Consider the following 16,900-nt stretch of genomic DNA (forward strand, 5'->3'; position numbering starts at 1 on the left):
GATATGACTGCAAGGCACTTTTTGTCACTGATGGATTGTTCCGAAGCTGAGCTGATCGGCCTGATCAAGCGCGGCGTTGAGCTGAAGTCACTGCACCAGCAGGGCGTGGTGTATGAGCCGCTGAAAAACCGCGTGCTCGGCATGATCTTCGAGAAAGCTTCGACCCGCACACGGGTGTCCTTCGAGGCGGGCATGACTCATCTCGGCGGCCAGGCCATATTCCTGTCCCCGCGCGACACTCAGCTGGGGCGTGGCGAGCCGATTGAAGACAGCGCCCGCGTGCTGTCAAGCATGTGCGACGCCATCATGATCCGTACCTTTGCCCATGACATGCTGGAAACCTTCGCCCAGTATTCGCGCGTGCCGGTCATCAACGGCCTGACCGATGACCTGCATCCCTGCCAGCTACTGGCCGACATGCAGACGTATCTGGAGCATCGTGGTGCCATCAAGGGCAAAACCGTGGCCTGGATTGGCGACGGCAATAATATGTGCAACACCTTCATTCAGGCGGCTATTCAGTTTGATTTTCAGCTGCGTATCGCCTGCCCTGAAGGCTATGAGCCAGGCCAGCAGTTCCTCGATCAGGCCGGTGATCGCGTTCAGGTCATGCGCGATCCGATGCAGGCCGTCGCAGGCGCTCACCTGATCAATACCGATGTGTGGGCCTCCATGGGTCAGGAAGACGAGACCGAAGCTCGCCTCAAACGCTTTGCCCCTTACCAGGTGACGCCCGCCATGCTGGACGCCGCCGATGAGTCGGTACTCTTTATGCATTGCCTGCCTGCGCATCGCGGCGAAGAAGTCAGCGCCGAGTTGATGGATGATCCACGCAGTGTGGTCTGGGATCAGGCCGAAAACCGTCTGCACGCGCAGAAAGCCCTGGTCGAGTTCCTGCTCGTCGACTAACGCGGAGACGCCGCATGCCCAACCCGTCACGGCCTCTGCTCGAACTCAACCAGCTCGCCTGCAGTTATGGCGAGCAGCCAGTTGTCTCGGAGCTGAATCTGCACCTTAGGGCAGGCGACATTGGTTGCCTGCTCGGGCCATCCGGCTGCGGTAAAACCACGACCCTGCGCGCTATCGCTGGCTTTGAACCTATCACCGCCGGCAGCATTGTGCTCGATGGCGAGCAGCTATCCAGCCCGGAAAAACGTGTGCCGCCAGAGCAGCGGCGGATTGGTATGGTCTTTCAGGACTACGCCCTCTTCCCGCACCTGAGCGTGGCGGACAACGTCGGCTTTGGTATTCATAAGCACCCCGAGCGCAAGCGCCTGGTGGCTGAACTACTGGAGCTGGTCAAGCTGGGCAAACTGGGCAAGCGCTATCCACACGAGCTATCCGGCGGCCAGCAGCAGCGCGTCGCGCTCGCCCGTGCGATGGCACCCGATCCCAAATTGTTATTGCTGGATGAGCCTTTCTCCAACCTTGATGGGGAGCTGCGTCGCCGTCTGTCTGGTGAAGTACGTGACATTCTCAAGGGCCGTGGCATCAGTGCCATGCTGGTCACCCACGACCAAAGCGAAGCCTTTGCGGTCTGCGATCATGTTGCCGTGCTGAAAGATGGCAAATTGCAGCAGTGGGATACGCCATACAACCTCTACCATGAACCCGCGACGCCCTTTGTCGCCAGCTTTATTGGCCAGGGCTATTTCATTCGCGGTCAGTTGATCTCACCCGAAACGGTGCAGACTGAGCTAGGCAACATTGGCGGCAACCGTGCCTACTCGCTGCCGGTGGGCAGTGCGGTAGACGTGCTGCTGCGACCGGATGACGTGGTTGGCGATCCCCATAGCCCATTGCAGGCATGCATCGTGGGTAAAACCTTCCTCGGCGCCAATATTCTCTACAGCCTGCAACTACCTACCGGCAGCGCGCTGGAAGCGCTGTTTCCTAGTCACGCGGACCACCAGATTGGCGACACTTTGGGGATTCGGGTTGCAGCAGATCACCTGGTGTTATTTGCCGCCCAGGGCAGCGTGAACCTGCATGCGCAACTACCACTGGAGCAGGTACTGGGCGCGGGTAACGCCAGCACTTAAGCGACCCGCGATCCCTAACAATCGCGTTTTAAAACCACTAACTGCCAAGCTGCTTTACCATCAAGGCGAAGCCTGTAGGGAGGCGCTCGCCTGCAGAGATCGGTCCATCGCCCTGCTACCTTCACTCAGCAAAGAGGAGCACTTACGCACTCCTCTTTGACGGCTCGCCACATTGCGGCAATACAGACAGCCAAGCCGATAGCTAAAGGGCTACTGGCTCACTCAACCGGGGCGTACAGAGCACGACTGGCGATGTTGTGGATCAGCCGCGACAGACGATAGTCGGTGTTCTGCATCATACCCAGGACGATGGTTTCATTGGTCGGATCAATCCAGGCCCATGCCCCCTGAATACCCCACCACCAAAACGTACCCTCAGGCAGATAACCTGCTGCTTGCGAGTCGTTCACAACGGCGACATTGAGACCAAACTGATTACCAGGAAAGAATGGACCTATGTCATCAACACCGGCAGGCAACTGATTCTGACGCATCAACCGCACGGTCTCAGCCTTGAGTATGCGCTTGCCATCCAGCTCACCCTCATTCAGTAACATGCGCGCGAAACGCAGGTAATCATCGGTGCTGGAGATCAAACCGCCACCGCCATTGAGGAAGCTGTGTTGGCTAAGAAAGAAATCATTCGGCAATGGCTTGAGTGAACCATCCTCTTGCGGCATGTAGGATACCGCCAGTCGCTCAGCCTTTTCCGGCGGCGCATAGAAGTCAGTATCGGTCATCTGCAGGGGTTCAAATACCTGTTGCTTGAGATAAGCATCGAACGGCATGCCCGACAGCACTTCAATCAGCCTGGCCTGGATATCCACCGCGATACTGTAATGCCAAAGGGTGCCCGGTTGCTGGCGCAACGGGATGTGCGCAAGCTTGTCCATCATCACCGCGAGCGTCGTGTCGGGATCTTGAATATTCGCCTCGACGTACAACTTGTCGACCTGCGACTCGGAGAAACGCCCATAGGTGAAGCCCGCGGTATGGGTCATCAGCTCGCGAATAGTGATGGGATGCTGAGCCGGCTCGGTTACCGGAAAGCCGTCCGGCCCCTCGGCTACCGCCACCTGCAAGTCCTGCAGCTGCGGCAGGTATTTACCGACGGGATCATCCAGCTGGAACTTGCCTTGATCATAAAGATGTAACAAGCCGGTACCCGTGACCAGTTTGGTCAGCGAGAAGATCTTGTAGAGTGAGTCGGCGGCTAATGGCTTCTCGGCGGCGACATCCTGAAAGCCATACTCGCCGCGCTGAACTATTTCACCGTTCTGGTAGACCAGGGTCGCAATACCCCCTATCTTGCCCTGCTCAACCTGCGCTTGCATGGCCTGAGCAAAAGCATCTAGCCGCTGCTGCGGTATTGCCGCCTCGGCTGCCAGTGCAGTATTTGACGCGATTAAGCCTCCCAGCAGGACTCCCGTAGCCCCTGCGCGGAGAAAACGATCTTTAATGCTCAACATTGTTGTTATTCCTTACTATTATTTGGCAGACAACAAACTCTATCCTGCGCGCTACAGTTAGCCAAGCTGACTCAGAGCAAAACAGCTTCATTTTTTGCTCAACAACCAATTTCGCCGCCAGCTGTAACAAATAAGCCCGTTGGGCGTCAGATATTTATAAGCCACGGCTTCAATCAGTAAAGGTATCGCCACATGAAACGCAGAACATTATTAAGCGGGCTGATCCTGGCCCCCGCCATTCCCCTGTTGGCGCGCAGCCAGCTAGCCATGGCAGTTGAAAAGGATGCCAGCCTGAGCGTGACGCCACTGACCCACGAACATGATTACTGGCGCGACAAGGTGTCCAGCGAGGCTTACGACGTACTATTTGAAGAGGATACCGAGCGTCCACACAGCAGCCCACTCGACAAACTCTACGATGACGGCACCTACGTATGCGCCGCCTGCTACTTGCCGCTATTCGACTCCAGCGCCAAGTTTGATAGCGGCACCGGTTGGCCCAGCTTTACCCAGCCGATTGAAGGGCACATGGGGACCAAGGCAGATTACGCACTGATCTGGCCACGAACCGAATACCACTGCGGCCGGTGCGGCGGTCACCAGGGACATGTTTTCAACGACGGCCCTGAGCCACGCGGCGAGCGCTGGTGCAACAACGGGGTGGCTCTGCGCTTTGTCGCCAAAGGCGACCAACTTCCTGCGCTACGAGGTGATGCATGAAAAAACAATTGATGCTGGGCGCGGCCCTTTTGCTGTCGCCATTGTTGCAAGCCGCTGAACCCCTGACGCAGGGTCCGGAAGGCACCGAAATGGCGGTATTTGCTGGCGGCTGCTTCTGGTGCACCGAGTCCGACTTCGACAAGGTACCCGGTGTGGTTGAAACCATTTCCGGCTATACCGGCGGCTCTTCCGAGACGGCGCACTACAATCAGGTATCTTCCGGCGACACAGGGCATATTGAGTCGGTCGCGGTATTTTATGATCCGAGCAAAACCAGCTACGCCAAACTGGTGGAGGCTTTCTGGCCGACTATTGACCCGGTAACCGCTAACGCTCAGTTCTGCGATAGCGGGCCGCAGTACCGCAGCGCGATCTATTATGCCGACGAGCAGCAGCAAGCGTTACTGGAAGCATCGCGCCAGAAGCTGGCCGATTCCGGCCGCTTCGATGACCCCATTGTGACTGAAATCCTGCCGCGCCAGCCCTTCTATGCCGCCGAGGACTATCATCAGGATTACTACCATAAGAACCCGCTGCGCTATAACTTCTACCGCACGACCTGTGGGCGCGATGCGCGCCTGGAAGAGTTGTGGGGCGAGTAAACAGAGCATGGCAATCTATCCATTGAGGCTGGATAATGCAGCTCTTTCATTACTCAGTCTCTGTGGATTACCTCGATGCAAATAGCCGATAAAACCGTTGTTCAGTTTCACTACGATCTTGCCGATGCTAACGGCCAGATTGAAAGCTCCCGCAAGCAGGACCCGGTCCTGTATCTGCATGGCCAGGCTGGCTTGATTGACGGCCTGACTGAGGCGCTAGAAGGTCGCAGCGCCGGCGATAGCTTCAGCGTTACTATTCCGCCAGAAAAAGCCTACGGTCAGCCCCGTGACAACGCCATTCAGAAAGTGCAGGCGAAACGACTACAGGGCGCCAAAAAGTGGAAGCCGGGCATGATTGCCATACTGCAAACCGAACAGGGGCCGCGCCAGGTGACCGTCGTCAAGCCTGGCCTCTCGCAGGTAGTCGTGGATGGTAATCATCCATTGGCTGGTCGTGAGCTGACCTTCACCATCGACATTCTGGATGTACGTGCGGCCACTGACGATGAAATGGCGCATGGTCATGCGCATGGCGCTGGCGGGCATCAGCACTAACTCATCGCCCTGACTCTGCTGGCTTTACCTGCCAGCCTAGCGACCGCTAGCCATCATCGCTTGCGTTCAGGCAATCCCAAGGAGCAGCTTTACCCCGCCCCTTGGGTGCCTTGCAGTGCTAATTGCAGACACATCTCTTCCAGGCAGCAATTGATGACCGTTGTGCAGAGCATCCTGGTTTGCTGACAGCGCACCTAACCATCATCCAAAAGCATTACTGGACAGCGCGCCATAATTGAGCGCACCTCAAGGGCTCAAGAGGGTATTAACACCGCGTCAAAACCCAATCCACTAAAGCCTCTCCACGCCGAGGTCAAGAGAAAGTTAAGCAAATAACTAAAAAAAGGAGTAAACTGGCCGACTACTCGCTAACAACACAGGCTCCACATGACCGCCAAAGCTACCGCCCCAAAAACAGCCGCACCGAAAACGACTACATCCAAGCGCAAAGCCGATGCGGCCGTTGCTACCAGCAAGTCGATCGACAACCAGATTGAAGCTTTTCTGTCTTCCGGCGGCGAGATCCAGCAAATCCCCAACGGCAAAAGCGGTCAGACCTACAGCTCACCCCGTGCCGGCAAGCCAGCAGCCAAACCTGCTGTTGCAGCGAAAGCCGCCGAGTAATAGCGGCGCACGCACTACCCGTTCAGTTCAAGGCCATGTGACAGACCCTAGCGCCGATCGCCGCGCAGAGCCTGTACCCGCTCCTGCAACAATGCAGGAGCAGCCTGATCTGGCGCCACTGGTTCTCCCGCAGCCAACCCTACCCGCGACCAGAAGCGGCGGAAAAATCCCTTATGCGGATCGCGGCTGAAAAAACTACCCCATAACCCCTGCAACGCCATCGGAATAACCGGTACCGGGTTACTGTCAAGGATCCGACTGATCCCGGCACGAAATTCGTTCATTTCACCGTCTGCGCTGAGCTTGCCTTCGGGGAAAATACAGACCACCTCCCCTGCCTGCAGATACGCGTCTATACGCTTGAATGCGTCCTCGTAAATCGCTTCGTCTTCCTGTCGGCCGGCAATAGGCACGGTACCGGCGGTGCGGAAGATAAAATTCAGTACCGGCAGACGATAAATCTTGTAGTACATGACAAACCGCACCGGCCGACGAACCGCACCGCCAATCAGCAGCGCGTCGACAAAGGATACGTGGTTACACACCAGCACACAGGCGCCCTCGTCAGGAATGGCTTGCAGATTGACATGCTCAACTCGATACATTGAGTGACCCAGCAACCAGACCAGAAAGCGCATGGTGAATTCGGGCACCACACTAAAGATGTAGAGATTAACCAGGATGTTGAGTAGCGAAATGGTGAGAAACACCTGCGGGATACTGAATCCGGCAACGCCCAGCAAGACAATCGAGAGAATGGCGGAACAAACCATGAGCAGCGCGTTGAGAATATTGTTGGCAGCAATCACTCGGGCGCGTTCGTCCTCATGGGTACGCGATTGGATCAAGGCATACAGCGGCACGATATAGAAACCGCCGAAGATACCCAGCCCCAGAATACTGCCCATCGCCAGCCAGGCCGCAGGCTGCACCAACAGCTCGGTCCAGGTATAGGCAAGATCGCCTGGCACTACCGAGCCTGAGACCCACCACAACAGCAAACCAAAGATCGACAGCCCCATGGAGCCAAACGGCACCAAACCTATCTCAACCTTGTGCCCTGACAGCCGTTCGCACAGCATGGAGCCTAAAGCGATGCCTACAGAAAACACCGTTAAAATCAGCGTAACCACGCTTTCATCGCCGAATAAAAACTCTTTGGCGTAGGCCGGTATCTGGGTGAGGTAAGTAGCGCCGAGAAACCAGAACCAGGAGTTACCCAGAATTGAGCGTGATACTGAAGGCACTTGCTTGACCAAGCCCAGGCGCAGAATCGCCCAGGATTGGCGAAAAATATTCCAGTCCAGCTGCAGGTCGGGCAAGGCCGCTGGTGCTTGCGGAATACGTCGGCTAAACAGGTAGCCCAGCACAGCGACCAACACCACAGAACCACCCACCCAATGTGCCCAAGCAACGCCAGACATTAGTAGCCCGGCGTACAGCGTACCGCCGAGAATCGCCAAAAAGGTGCCCATCTCAACCAGCGCGTTGCCACCAATCAACTCATCTTCGTGCAGGTGTTGCGGCAGAATGGAGTATTTAACCGGGCCAAATAGCGCCGATTGGGTACCCATGGCGAATAGCACCACCAGCATCAACGGTAGATTGCCCTGCCACAGGCTGAATGCGCCCAACAGCATGATGCCTACTTCGCCCAGCTTGATGCGGCGGATCAACAGGTCTTTGCGGTACTTTTCACCAAATTGACCGCCCAACGCGGAAAAGAGGAAGAAAGGAAGCACGAACAACATGGCACTGAGGTTAATCAGCAAATCGCTGTCAGCCGAAAAACTGAGCTTGAACAGAATCGCGAGAATCAGTGCCTGCTTGAACAGGTTGTCGTTGAAGGCACCCAGCAACTGGCTGAGAAAGAAGGGTAAGAAGCGCTTGCTGCCCAACAAACGAAATTGCGAGTGCTCAGCCATGGGCCGGTGTTTCCTTATATAAAACATCAGAACAAATAAGGACGCCAGCATACCCAAGGAAACGCTTAAAGCGGAAGCAACACGATGCATTTCACCGCAAAATCGAGAAACCTGGCACGCTGCGCAAAGCTCCGAAGACTAAAAGGCGGCTGTTTACCACAGCCGCCTGACAATCAACGAGCGATAGCCAAACGCACCTTGCGCCGCTCGACCCACTGATGAATCCGCTCCTGGCGCGCAGCTGTCAGCGGGTACTTCCAGGCGATCGCAAACGCGGCCATGTAGAGCAGCACCGGCCCAAGAATATAGAGCACGCGCAACGACATTAACTGGCTGGCGCTATGCTCAACCATTTTGGCGTCAAACCCGACCACTGCCAGTAGGCCCAACGACAAACCCAGCCCGAGCGCCATTGCCATCTTTTGCGCCATACCTGAAATCGCAAAAAACAGTCCGGTACGGTGCTCCTTGCTACGCGCGGTATCGAGGTCAACGATATCCGCCAACATCGATAACGGTAAAAACTGGAAGGCCGCAAAACAGAACCCTTTGACGCAGAACATCAGCGCAAAGGCGGTGAGCTGCCCGGCTTGCAGAAAGAACATGCCGAGAATACTGGCACTGGACACGCCCAGCGCCACACAAAACGCGCGGTGCTTACCAATGCGCTTACCCAAGTAAAGCCAGAAGGGAATACCGAGAATACCGACGCCAAAATACAGCAGATACATCAAACCTATCTGCGCCTGAATCTGAATAATGTGCTGCATAAAAAACACCGAGAGTGCATTACGGAACGACTCCCCGGTTACCACGATCAGCAGCATCAGAATCATGCGTTTAAAGGGGCCGTTGTTGCGCAATACGCGCAAACCTTTCTTCCACTCCGTGCGCTGTATGGATTGCGGTGGTGCTTCCTTGACCCGCGCAACTACGAGCAAAACCGTTAGCGGCAACAGAATGATCATCAACCACGCCATGACCGCCAGTATGGGGCCGTACCCGATACCCAGCTCACCATCCCGACCAAACAACCAGACCGCAGACTCCATTAAAAAGCCGTCGGTGTGCCCTGCCTGATAGCGCGCGCCCAAAGCCTGCACTATGGCTGGCGCCAACGCGGCCAGAAACAGGCCAATCAGCACGAAACCTTCACGCGAAGCAACCACCCGGCTGCGCTGGTGATAAAGGCTGGATAACTCGGCTCCCCAGGCGCCATAAGGCAAGGTTACCATCGTCCAACCCAGATACATGAGCACCGTCCAGCCCAACAGGTGAGCAATACCCACGCCGTCGGGCGGCATGAAAATCATGATGGTGCCAATCAGCATGAGCGGAACGCCCATGATCAACCAGGGCTTACGGCGACCGATGCGGGTTTGCCAGCGATCACTGAGCGTACCAATGAGGGGGTCAGTGATCACATCGGTGATGCGTGCAAAGACCAGAACCAGCGCCATGAGCGCCATATTCAGGCCTACTTCCTGGGCATAGAACGGAGGAAGATAAACCACCAGAGGGTAGCCAATGATGGCCAACGGCATACCAATTGAACCGTGGATAAGAATAGTGGAGCGCTTCAAAACGCCGGATGCGGACATGCCTATCTCCTGGTGAGAACCTTGCGTGCCTGATGGCCGCTTTCTTGTCATTGTTGTCTCATTGCGCGCCCAGCCTCCTGTGCTGTGTACGCCTGTCTACTCTATATCAAGCTTTGTCGGCTGAGCAGCCATCAAACAAGCAGAGTTGGCGGCGACTACGTCTTTCCGATAACGCTTACACTCTCCCACTCGCAAAAAAATAGACATATAGCAGCACTTTTACTGAAAAAGACGGCGTTATCGACACAAAAGCACCAAAATCAGCTCCGCTAGAATGCAACATTCATATACATTATTGGATAACCGCTTAGTCAGCGTGTAGTGTGCCCACGCTTATCCAATCGAGCCTTTACCGCTAACCGGGCCCACCGATGCCAAGATCTCAACCAGCACCGAGTACCGCCGTTGTCGCCGCTGCCTGCCTACTGCTGGTCGTGCATGGGCTAGGTCGCTTTATCTACACTCCGCTGCTGCCACTGCTGGTTGCCGACGACCAACTCACGGTCGCGCAGGCCGCAGACCTTGCCAGCTGGAACTACGTTGGCTATCTGCTGGGCGCGCTGGCAGCCATTCGCTGGCATAGCCCGCAGCAGTTGCGCATAGCCATACCCGCAGCTCTGGGCCTGCACTGCCTCACCCTGCTCGGTCTGACCCAAAGTAATGAGTACGCCAGCCTTCTAGCCATGCGTCTCTTAAACGGCGTGAGCAACGGTATGATCTTTGTTATGGTGCCAGCGCTGCTAATGGAATGGCTTGCAGTCCGCCAGCGCCTTGCGCTCAGCGGCCTTGCCTATCTTGGCGTCGGTTGCGGACTGGTTCTATCCGGAGTACTAGCCAACCCACCCGCCCTGGACCTGCATGCAGCAACCCGTTGGTGGCCAGCGGCACTGCTGAGCTTGCCGCTCGCCGTATGGGGAGCCTGGATACTATCGGGTATGGCCCTACCCCCCGAACAGCAGCAGCAGACGATAGCCAAACGTCCATTATTTGATCGTCACAGCAGGCCGCTTTTTCTCGCCTATGCGGGTGCTGGCCTGGGCTACATCCTGCCGATGACCTTTCTGCCACTGATTGCCAGCTTACAGCTGGGCAGTCAGCACCCTCTGGTCAGCCAAAGCTGGCTGATTCTGGCTTTCGCCACCCTGCCCTCAGCCTGGGTCTGGAACAAGCTAGGTCAGCTCATGGGCGACCGCAATGCACTGATCAGCAACTACGCGATACAAGGCATCAGCGTGTTTGCCGCACTCCTGTTACCTTCAGCCATCGGCCTTCCGCTCTGCGCGTTATTGATGGGTAGTAGTTTCCTCGGCGCGGTGTTACTCACCCAGCGCCTGGGACGGTCCCTGCAACCCAATCAGGGCCCCAGGTTGTCGGCGGCGTTGATTGCGCTATACGGCCTGACTCAGCTGCTCGCGCCCTGGTTTGCCAGGCTCTGGTTAGACATGGGCGGTCAACTACCAGATACCCTTTGGCTTGGTGCTATCGCGCTGATCTGGAGCCTGCTGTGGATGCTCACCGTGCGTGAGCCAAGCTCCGCCAGCCGTTGAACCTACGCGCGACAGGTCACTCCAAGTACTGATAACGTCAATAATCAATACAGTGCAGGAGCACCCAACAATGAAGGCATCCAGACACCTGATAATTGCCGCCAGCATGGCAATACTGACACTCGCGCCCGCGCTGCAAGCCAAACCACACAACGAGACAGGTCAGGGCCACCAACCGGACCCACGCAGTCAAGCAGACACGCGCATCAACATCGACAGCCAGTTGATTCGTGATATTTTCCGTGACAACAGCCGGTACGCTGGCCAGGTAGATAGACTGCCGCCAGGAATCCAAAGAAACCTGGAACGGGGTAAAGCGCTGCCACCCGGTATCGCCAAACGACTTGATCCAAGACTGAGTCGACTGTTACCCAGCTACAGCGGCTATGATTGGCGACAGGTTGGTGACAACGCTGTGCTGGTACGATCTGCCACCGGCCTCATCGAGGCCGTGATCAACGGCATACTCAACTGACAGGACGTTGATGAAACCACAGCAAGATAGCAATCAGCGCCAAACCGCCATGCTACTTCGAGTAGCTACTATCTTGTTGTGCCTTGCCGTTCTCAACGGCTGCAGCGCTACCCAGCTGGCGTATCGAAACCTCGACTGGCTGATCAGCCGCAAGGTCAATCAACTGGTCGATCTTAATGGCGAGCAACAAGCCTGGTTCGATAATCAACTTGATGTTGCTCTGCAATGGCATTGCCAGCAGGAAATACCGCGCTACCGCGAGGCCTTGGCGATAGCCGGTAATCATTTGCTCAGCCCACAGCTTGATGCAGCGCTACTTGAAGCCGATGCCCGCCGCGCACAGGAGGCAGCCGACCGCTTGCTGGCACGCTCAGCGCCCCTTATGAGCGGCTTACTGCGCCGCCTGGATCACCAGCAGGTGCAGGAACTCAGCCAAAACATGGCCAGGGAGCTGGACGAAAAATATGCAGAGCTGGTTTACCCACCAGCAGAAGAACGACGGGCCGAAAGCGTAGACAAGATCAGCAACCAGCTGGAAACCTGGCTGGGAGGACTCAATGCATCTCAGTCCGCAGCCATTGAACGATGGGCGGCTAATCGTGATGGCAATAATAAAATATGGCTCGATAACCGTCGCGCCTGGCAAGGGCTCCTGATTCAGGAGTTGCCTACGCGGCAGCAAAGCGATTTCAGCCAGCGGATTTATCAGCTGCTGGTCGACTACCGAGCATTACAGACCCCCGCCTACCGCGAGCAGGAACCACGCTCAAAACAGGCTCTGATTCAGTTAATGGTGCAGGTCATGCGAGCCTCAACGGCAGAACAGCGAGCGCACTTTGTCTCACGACTCAATGCGCTGCAGGAGGACCTTCAGGCACTCGACTGCAGCCAGGGAAAATAAGACGACCATATACTTTGACAATCATTCTCATTAGCATTACGATGCAACCCATCAGCTGCTAAAGCCATTGATTGATTGGAGAGCCTGCATGTACGTTTGCCTCTGCAAGGGTATTACTGACAACCAGATCAAGGACGCCATTAACCAGGGTGCCTGTTCCATGCGCGACCTTCGTGCCGACCTGGATGTGGCTACCCAATGCGGTAAGTGCGCACGTGACTGCAAGTCCATTCTGCTGGAAAGCATGACCAGCAATCAGGCGGGCGCGCTACCCAATGCGCAATTTGTCGCAGCCTGATCCAGCGCCGCTAATACAGACTGATAATCATTTTTAATCCCTTTCTTTTCAAGCACTTATATTTGACAGAAGTCAGCCGGCGGACCACACTTGAGAACTAACTGTTTTCGAGGGCCCAACGCATGAAAGGCGACAAGAAAGTCATCCAGCATCTCAATACCATCCTTGCCAATGAACTGGTCGCTATCAATCAGTATTTTCTGCACGCACGCATGCTGCAGGACTGGGGATTGAACAAGCTTGGCGAACACGAGTACCACGAATCAATCGATGAGATGAAGCATGCAGATGTGCTCATCAAACGCATTCTTTTTCTCGAAGGCCTGCCGAACCTGCAGGATTTGGGGCGCTTGATGATCGGTGAAAACACCCGCGAAATACTGGAATGCGACCTCAAGCTGGAAATGAAAGGCATCCCCGACCTCAAGAACGCTATCGCTTACTGCGAAGAGGCAGGTGACTACGGCAGCCGCGAACTGCTTGAGGACATCCTCGAATCAGAAGAAGAGCATGTAGACTGGCTGGAAACCCAGCTTAACCTGATCGACAAGGTCGGTCTGGAGAACTACCAGCAATCACAGATTGGTGAGTAATACCGCTTTAGGCCTTCTCTGAGCCAATAAAAAACGCCGCATGATGCGGCGTTTTTTATTGGCTGACTGACTAGTGGCGACTCAAAGCGTAGCCAGGATAGCCTCCAGCGCCTGCTCCGGCTTTTCCGCCTTGGTGATTGGCCTTCCCACCACGAGATAGCTACTCCCGTTCTCCAGCGCCTGTGATGGCGTGACGATGCGTTTCTGATCGTCTGCACTGCTTTCCGCAGGTCGAATACCCGGAGTAACCAGCAGGAAGTTGTCACCTAGCGCATTGCGCAATGCCTTGGCCTCGCGCGCCGAACAAACCACACCGTCCAGTCCGCACTCCTGGGTCAACCGTGCCAGACGCTGCACCTGCACCATAGGCTCAATATCTATGCCTACTTCCTGCAAGTCTTCCTGCTCCAGACTGGTCAGAATGGTCACCGCCGTCAACAAAGGACGATTACTGCGCCGCTCCAGAATATCGCGGCAGGCTTCCATCATCCGTCTGCCACCGCCGGCGTGCACGTTCACCATCCATACACCCAGCTCTGCAGCAGCCTGAACCGCGCTGGCTGTGGTGTTGGGAATGTCATGAAACTTGAGATCAAGAAACACTTCAAAGCCCTTGTACTGCAGCGCTTCAACTACGGCTGGCCCGCTACTGGTAAACAACTCCTTACCCACCTTGACCCGACAGCGAGCCGGATCCAACTGGTCGGCCATGCGCATCGCTGCAGGCGCATCAGGAAAATCCAGCGCGACGATGATAGGGCTAGTGCTCGACATACATTCCATCCTGTTTTCAACAATCACACATTAAAACTTAAACGGCCTCGTAGCCCTTCAATGGCTGGATCGTAGACCAACCATGACAAGTTGGACACTGCCAATACAGCTTTTGACCGGCAAAACCGCATGACTCGCAGCGGTAACGAGGGCGCTGCTGCTGTAACGATGCCAATAGGCTCTCCAACACCTGCAGATCGCCCTGTTCTATCGACTCAGCGCCTTTTAACTGCAGCTTTACTAACCCAAGCACGCCACCAATAGAGGGTTGTTGTTGCACCCACACCATAAGAAAGCGTTGCGCACTGGCAGGCCCCTCTTGCAGCGCAAGCTGCTCGCTACGCGCCAACACTGTCTCCAGCATCGGCGGTTCAGCGCGCTCAAGCACCTTGTCCAGATAGGCCGCAAGATCAAGGTCGCCATTATCGGCGCAGCGCCTGGCCAGCGGCAAGATTTGCGGAACAAAGTCTGGTGACTCGATGGCTACCCGCTGCAACAATTTAAGTAGAGCACGTGTATTACCTTGCCGTGCTTCCAGTTCAGCCAGCATCAACATGGCCCGAGTATTGGCCGAGTCCACCTTCAATGCTGACTGCAAATACCGCTGGGCGCCGCTTATATCGCCGCGCTGCAGCGCGTCCCCGGCAATCTCGCAGTAATAATGGGCCTGAGTTACTGCAAAACCGGGCCGCTCGCGTAACAGGCGCACACCGATCTCGATAGCCTGTGACCACTCACGCTGCTGCTCGTAGACAGTAACCAGATCACCCAGGGCTTCACCTCGCAGACCCGATGAAGAGCCACCCAGCTCATCAAGAAGGCGTTCAGCACGGTTATGCATGCCAACAGCCAGGTAGTCACGGGCCAGCTCAAGCTGCACCCGGTCTGCTTGCTGAGCGGTTAGATTGGGCCGAGCCAGCAGGTTCTGGTGTACCTTGATCGCCCGCTCCACATCACCACGCTGACAAAACAGCTTACCGATAGCGATATGGGTCTCTACCGTTTCCGGATTGACTTCCAAGGCGCGGATAAAGGTTTCGATAGCCTCGTCAGGCTGCTCGTTCAGGAGGTAATTGAGACCGATAAAATAATGGCGGTCTATCGCGCTTCCGTGTGGCTGCAACATAAAGCCGACCTTGATAGCTTCACGCCTACCGAGAAACCAGCCGATAGCCAACGCCGCCACAAACAAGGCGAGGAACAACAGTTCCTGCATATGATCAGCCTTTGACAGCTTGGGTGCGCAGCTTATCGACTTCTTTGCGGTAACGATTCAACTCGTTGCTTTGCATCATCAGCTTCAAACGCAGCCGAGTGGTGATCAGCCAGCCAATGAAGACGCCGAGGATACTACCGAGGATAAAGGAAAAAACGATGTAGATAGACAGGGGCAATTCAGGCGACTGAATTTCCAGGAATTGCAGTGTAGTGGTTTGCTGGTTTTCCAGCATGAAGTCCATTGTCGCCAGTGCCACCAGCAGCAATATAACGATCAGCAACGCGCGCTTTAGCCATAGCATGCAACACTACTCCGCATCCATTTGTGTAGGACGAAGTATAACGCAGGCCAGCGAGACTAATACACCGGATCAGCTGTTTTCCAGCGACTCGTTAACCCGGTCACGCAACTCTTTGCCAGGCTTGAAGTGCGGTACGAACTTACCTTCCAGCTCAACCGCATCACCGGTTTTCGGGTTACGCCCCACCCGCGGTGCACGATAGTGCAATGAAAAGCTGCCAAACCCCCGAATCTCAATACGCTCCCCGGTAGCAAGTGCCTGTGACATATGCTCCAGCATGGTTTTGATCGCAAGCTCAACGTCCTTTGCCGACAACTGCCCCTGTTGCTCGACAATGCGCTCGATCAACTCCGACTTTGTCATGGTTTTCCCTTTTTTATCAAGCGAGTAGCTTCGTTTTACACGGTTTTACCATGCTTGACTAGGTTTGAACAGCCTGATAAGCGCGAGCAAGCTGCAAGCTGCAAGCTGCAAGCTGCAAGCTGCAAGCTGCAAGCTGCAAGCGTTAACAGGATGATGGCCGGGATTAGCTAGTCAAGCTTTAGTTGAGCTAGCTCGGGGCTGGAAGCTAGAAGCTGGAAGCAAAACCAGCGCGGCCTGCGGGCTGAGCACACAACTACCGGCACTGGAGTAACAGCTAAGCGGGTTTGGGTGGGAGTTAGCTTTAAGCTTGAAGCCAGAAGCTGGAAGCAAAACCAGCGCGGCCTGCGGGCTGAGCACACAACTACCGGCGCTGGAGTGAGAGCTAAGCGGGTTTGGGTTGAGTTAGCTTTAAGCTGGAAGCTGGAAGCTGGAAGCAAAACCAGTGCGGCCTGGGGGCTTAGCACACGACTACCGGCTCTGGAGTGAGAGCTAAGCGGGTTTGGGTGGGAGTTAGCTTGAAGCTAGAAGCTAGAAGCTGGAAGCAAAACCAGTGCGGCCTGCGGGCTGAGCACACAACTACCGGCGCTGGAGTAACAGCTAAGCGGGTTTGGGTGGGAGTTAGCTTTAAGCTTGAAGCCAGAAGCTGGAAGCAAAACCAGCGCGGCCTGCGGGCTGAGCACACAACTACCGGCACTGGAGTGAGAGCTAAGCGGGTTTGGGTTGAGTTAGCTTTAAGCTGGAAGCTTGAAGCTGGAAGCTTGAAGCGGGTTCTACCCCGTTACTGCGGACACTCTTGAAAAGAGGCACAATGTGCCAAAGGAGTGTTCATGTCCAAACGCAGAAAATACAGCCCTGAATTCAAGCGCGAAGCCATCGCGCTATCTCGCCAGC

Annotated in this window: 18 protein-coding genes; 11 read left to right on the forward strand and 7 right to left on the reverse strand. The window is 55.7% G+C overall.

What is annotated here, in order from left to right; genetic code table 11:
- Positions 1-3: 3 nt before the first annotated feature.
- Positions 4-909, forward strand: a complete 906-nt coding sequence (gene argF / locus EF096_RS17820) for an ornithine carbamoyltransferase (RefSeq protein ID WP_123891141.1) — start codon at positions 4-6, stop codon at positions 907-909.
- A gap of 14 nt (positions 910-923) precedes the next feature.
- Positions 924-2,042 (forward strand): ABC transporter ATP-binding protein, encoded by a 1,119-nt coding sequence (locus EF096_RS17825; RefSeq protein ID WP_123891142.1) that lies wholly within the window; start codon positions 924-926, stop codon positions 2,040-2,042.
- Positions 2,043-2,260: 218 nt separating this feature from the next.
- Here EF096_RS17825 and EF096_RS17830 read toward each other — a convergent pair whose 3' ends face one another.
- Complete coding sequence (locus EF096_RS17830) at positions 2,261-3,511, reverse strand: serine hydrolase domain-containing protein (protein WP_123891143.1); 1,251 nt, start codon at positions 3,509-3,511, stop codon at positions 2,261-2,263.
- A gap of 192 nt (positions 3,512-3,703) precedes the next feature.
- Here EF096_RS17830 and msrB point away from each other — a divergent pair, with 192 nt between their 5' ends.
- The 4 genes from msrB to EF096_RS17850 all read left to right on the forward strand — a co-directional run bounded on the left by msrB (position 3,704) and on the right by EF096_RS17850 (position 6,012).
- Complete coding sequence (gene msrB / locus EF096_RS17835) at positions 3,704-4,231, forward strand: peptide-methionine (R)-S-oxide reductase MsrB (RefSeq protein WP_123891144.1); 528 nt, start codon at positions 3,704-3,706, stop codon at positions 4,229-4,231.
- Positions 4,228-4,833 (forward strand): peptide-methionine (S)-S-oxide reductase MsrA, encoded by a 606-nt coding sequence (msrA, locus tag EF096_RS17840; protein ID WP_123891145.1) that lies wholly within the window; start codon positions 4,228-4,230, stop codon positions 4,831-4,833. Before msrB ends, msrA begins: the two co-directional genes overlap by 4 nt.
- Positions 4,834-4,908: 75 nt before the next feature.
- Complete coding sequence (locus EF096_RS17845) at positions 4,909-5,388, forward strand: FKBP-type peptidyl-prolyl cis-trans isomerase (protein ID WP_123891146.1); 480 nt, start codon at positions 4,909-4,911, stop codon at positions 5,386-5,388.
- A 387-nt stretch (positions 5,389-5,775) separates the two neighbouring features.
- A complete protein-coding gene (locus tag EF096_RS17850; protein ID WP_123891147.1) occupies positions 5,776-6,012 on the forward strand; it encodes a hypothetical protein in 237 nt (78 codons plus the stop codon).
- Between the two features lie 47 nt (positions 6,013-6,059).
- Here EF096_RS17850 and EF096_RS17855 read toward each other — a convergent pair whose 3' ends face one another.
- Both EF096_RS17855 and EF096_RS17860 read right to left on the reverse strand, forming a co-directional pair.
- Positions 6,060-7,937, reverse strand: a complete 1,878-nt coding sequence (locus tag EF096_RS17855) for an MFS transporter (RefSeq protein WP_123891148.1) — start codon at positions 7,935-7,937, stop codon at positions 6,060-6,062.
- Positions 7,938-8,110: 173 nt separating this feature from the next.
- Positions 8,111-9,538, reverse strand: a complete 1,428-nt coding sequence (locus EF096_RS17860) for an MFS transporter (protein WP_158611313.1) — start codon at positions 9,536-9,538, stop codon at positions 8,111-8,113.
- Positions 9,539-9,909: 371 nt separating this feature from the next.
- Between EF096_RS17860 and EF096_RS17865 the strand changes: the two genes are divergently transcribed.
- The 5 genes from EF096_RS17865 (at position 9,910) to bfr (ending at position 13,352) form a co-directional block, all read left to right on the forward strand.
- A complete protein-coding gene (locus EF096_RS17865) occupies positions 9,910-11,085 on the forward strand; it encodes a YbfB/YjiJ family MFS transporter (protein WP_123891150.1) in 1,176 nt (391 codons plus the stop codon).
- Positions 11,086-11,155: 70 nt separating this feature from the next.
- The gene (locus tag EF096_RS17870; protein WP_123891151.1) at positions 11,156-11,560 is read left to right on the forward strand and encodes an anti-virulence regulator CigR family protein; all 405 of its coding nucleotides are present in this window, start codon (positions 11,156-11,158) and stop codon (positions 11,558-11,560) included.
- A gap of 10 nt (positions 11,561-11,570) precedes the next feature.
- The gene (locus tag EF096_RS17875) at positions 11,571-12,461 is read left to right on the forward strand and encodes a DUF6279 family lipoprotein (protein ID WP_123891152.1); all 891 of its coding nucleotides are present in this window, start codon (positions 11,571-11,573) and stop codon (positions 12,459-12,461) included.
- An 88-nt stretch (positions 12,462-12,549) separates the two neighbouring features.
- On the forward strand, positions 12,550-12,759 hold the full coding sequence (locus tag EF096_RS17880; protein ID WP_123891153.1) for a bacterioferritin-associated ferredoxin: 210 nt from the start codon (positions 12,550-12,552) through the stop codon (positions 12,757-12,759).
- 122 nt (positions 12,760-12,881) lie between these two features.
- Entirely contained in the window at positions 12,882-13,352 is a 471-nt protein-coding gene (gene bfr / locus EF096_RS17885; protein WP_123891154.1) for a bacterioferritin, read from the forward strand.
- 81 nt (positions 13,353-13,433) lie between these two features.
- On the opposite strand, the gene pyrF is transcribed toward bfr, so the two are convergent.
- The 4 genes from pyrF to ihfB form a co-directional block, all read right to left on the reverse strand.
- On the reverse strand, positions 13,434-14,126 hold the full coding sequence (gene pyrF / locus EF096_RS17890; RefSeq protein ID WP_123891155.1) for an orotidine-5'-phosphate decarboxylase: 693 nt from the start codon (positions 14,124-14,126) through the stop codon (positions 13,434-13,436).
- A 37-nt stretch (positions 14,127-14,163) separates the two neighbouring features.
- The gene (gene lapB / locus EF096_RS17895; RefSeq protein WP_123891156.1) at positions 14,164-15,342 is read right to left on the reverse strand and encodes a lipopolysaccharide assembly protein LapB; all 1,179 of its coding nucleotides are present in this window, start codon (positions 15,340-15,342) and stop codon (positions 14,164-14,166) included.
- A 4-nt stretch (positions 15,343-15,346) separates the two neighbouring features.
- Positions 15,347-15,646, reverse strand: a complete 300-nt coding sequence (locus tag EF096_RS17900; protein WP_123891157.1) for a LapA family protein — start codon at positions 15,644-15,646, stop codon at positions 15,347-15,349.
- Between the two features lie 69 nt (positions 15,647-15,715).
- Positions 15,716-16,009 (reverse strand): integration host factor subunit beta, encoded by a 294-nt coding sequence (ihfB, locus tag EF096_RS17905; RefSeq protein ID WP_123891158.1) that lies wholly within the window; start codon positions 16,007-16,009, stop codon positions 15,716-15,718.
- Between the last annotated feature and the right edge of the window lie 891 nt (positions 16,010-16,900).

It is taken from the genome of Pseudomonas neustonica, from assembly GCF_003797945.1.
In the GTDB taxonomy this organism is placed as follows: domain Bacteria; phylum Pseudomonadota; class Gammaproteobacteria; order Pseudomonadales; family Pseudomonadaceae; genus Halopseudomonas; species Halopseudomonas neustonica.

What these genes read in the sequence shown, in the direction of transcription:
- argF (WP_123891141.1), top strand. Translation starts at nt 4, where the DNA reads ATGACTGCAAGGCACTTTTTGTCACTGATGGATTGTTCCGAAGCTGAG.
- EF096_RS17825 (WP_123891142.1), top strand. Translation starts at nt 924, where the DNA reads ATGCCCAACCCGTCACGGCCTCTGCTCGAACTCAACCAGCTCGCCTGC.
- EF096_RS17830 (WP_123891143.1), bottom strand. Translation starts at nt 3,511, where the DNA reads ATGTTGAGCATTAAAGATCGTTTTCTCCGCGCAGGGGCTACGGGAGTC.
- msrB (WP_123891144.1), top strand. Translation starts at nt 3,704, where the DNA reads ATGAAACGCAGAACATTATTAAGCGGGCTGATCCTGGCCCCCGCCATT.
- msrA (WP_123891145.1), top strand. Translation starts at nt 4,228, where the DNA reads ATGAAAAAACAATTGATGCTGGGCGCGGCCCTTTTGCTGTCGCCATTG.
- EF096_RS17845 (WP_123891146.1), top strand. Translation starts at nt 4,909, where the DNA reads ATGCAAATAGCCGATAAAACCGTTGTTCAGTTTCACTACGATCTTGCC.
- EF096_RS17850 (WP_123891147.1), top strand. Translation starts at nt 5,776, where the DNA reads ATGACCGCCAAAGCTACCGCCCCAAAAACAGCCGCACCGAAAACGACT.
- EF096_RS17855 (WP_123891148.1), bottom strand. Translation starts at nt 7,937, where the DNA reads ATGGCTGAGCACTCGCAATTTCGTTTGTTGGGCAGCAAGCGCTTCTTA.
- EF096_RS17860 (WP_158611313.1), bottom strand. Translation starts at nt 9,538, where the DNA reads ATGTCCGCATCCGGCGTTTTGAAGCGCTCCACTATTCTTATCCACGGT.
- EF096_RS17865 (WP_123891150.1), top strand. Translation starts at nt 9,910, where the DNA reads ATGCCAAGATCTCAACCAGCACCGAGTACCGCCGTTGTCGCCGCTGCC.
- EF096_RS17870 (WP_123891151.1), top strand. Translation starts at nt 11,156, where the DNA reads ATGAAGGCATCCAGACACCTGATAATTGCCGCCAGCATGGCAATACTG.
- EF096_RS17875 (WP_123891152.1), top strand. Translation starts at nt 11,571, where the DNA reads ATGAAACCACAGCAAGATAGCAATCAGCGCCAAACCGCCATGCTACTT.
- EF096_RS17880 (WP_123891153.1), top strand. Translation starts at nt 12,550, where the DNA reads ATGTACGTTTGCCTCTGCAAGGGTATTACTGACAACCAGATCAAGGAC.
- bfr (WP_123891154.1), top strand. Translation starts at nt 12,882, where the DNA reads ATGAAAGGCGACAAGAAAGTCATCCAGCATCTCAATACCATCCTTGCC.
- pyrF (WP_123891155.1), bottom strand. Translation starts at nt 14,126, where the DNA reads ATGTCGAGCACTAGCCCTATCATCGTCGCGCTGGATTTTCCTGATGCG.
- lapB (WP_123891156.1), bottom strand. Translation starts at nt 15,342, where the DNA reads ATGCAGGAACTGTTGTTCCTCGCCTTGTTTGTGGCGGCGTTGGCTATC.
- EF096_RS17900 (WP_123891157.1), bottom strand. Translation starts at nt 15,646, where the DNA reads ATGCTATGGCTAAAGCGCGCGTTGCTGATCGTTATATTGCTGCTGGTG.
- ihfB (WP_123891158.1), bottom strand. Translation starts at nt 16,009, where the DNA reads ATGACAAAGTCGGAGTTGATCGAGCGCATTGTCGAGCAACAGGGGCAG.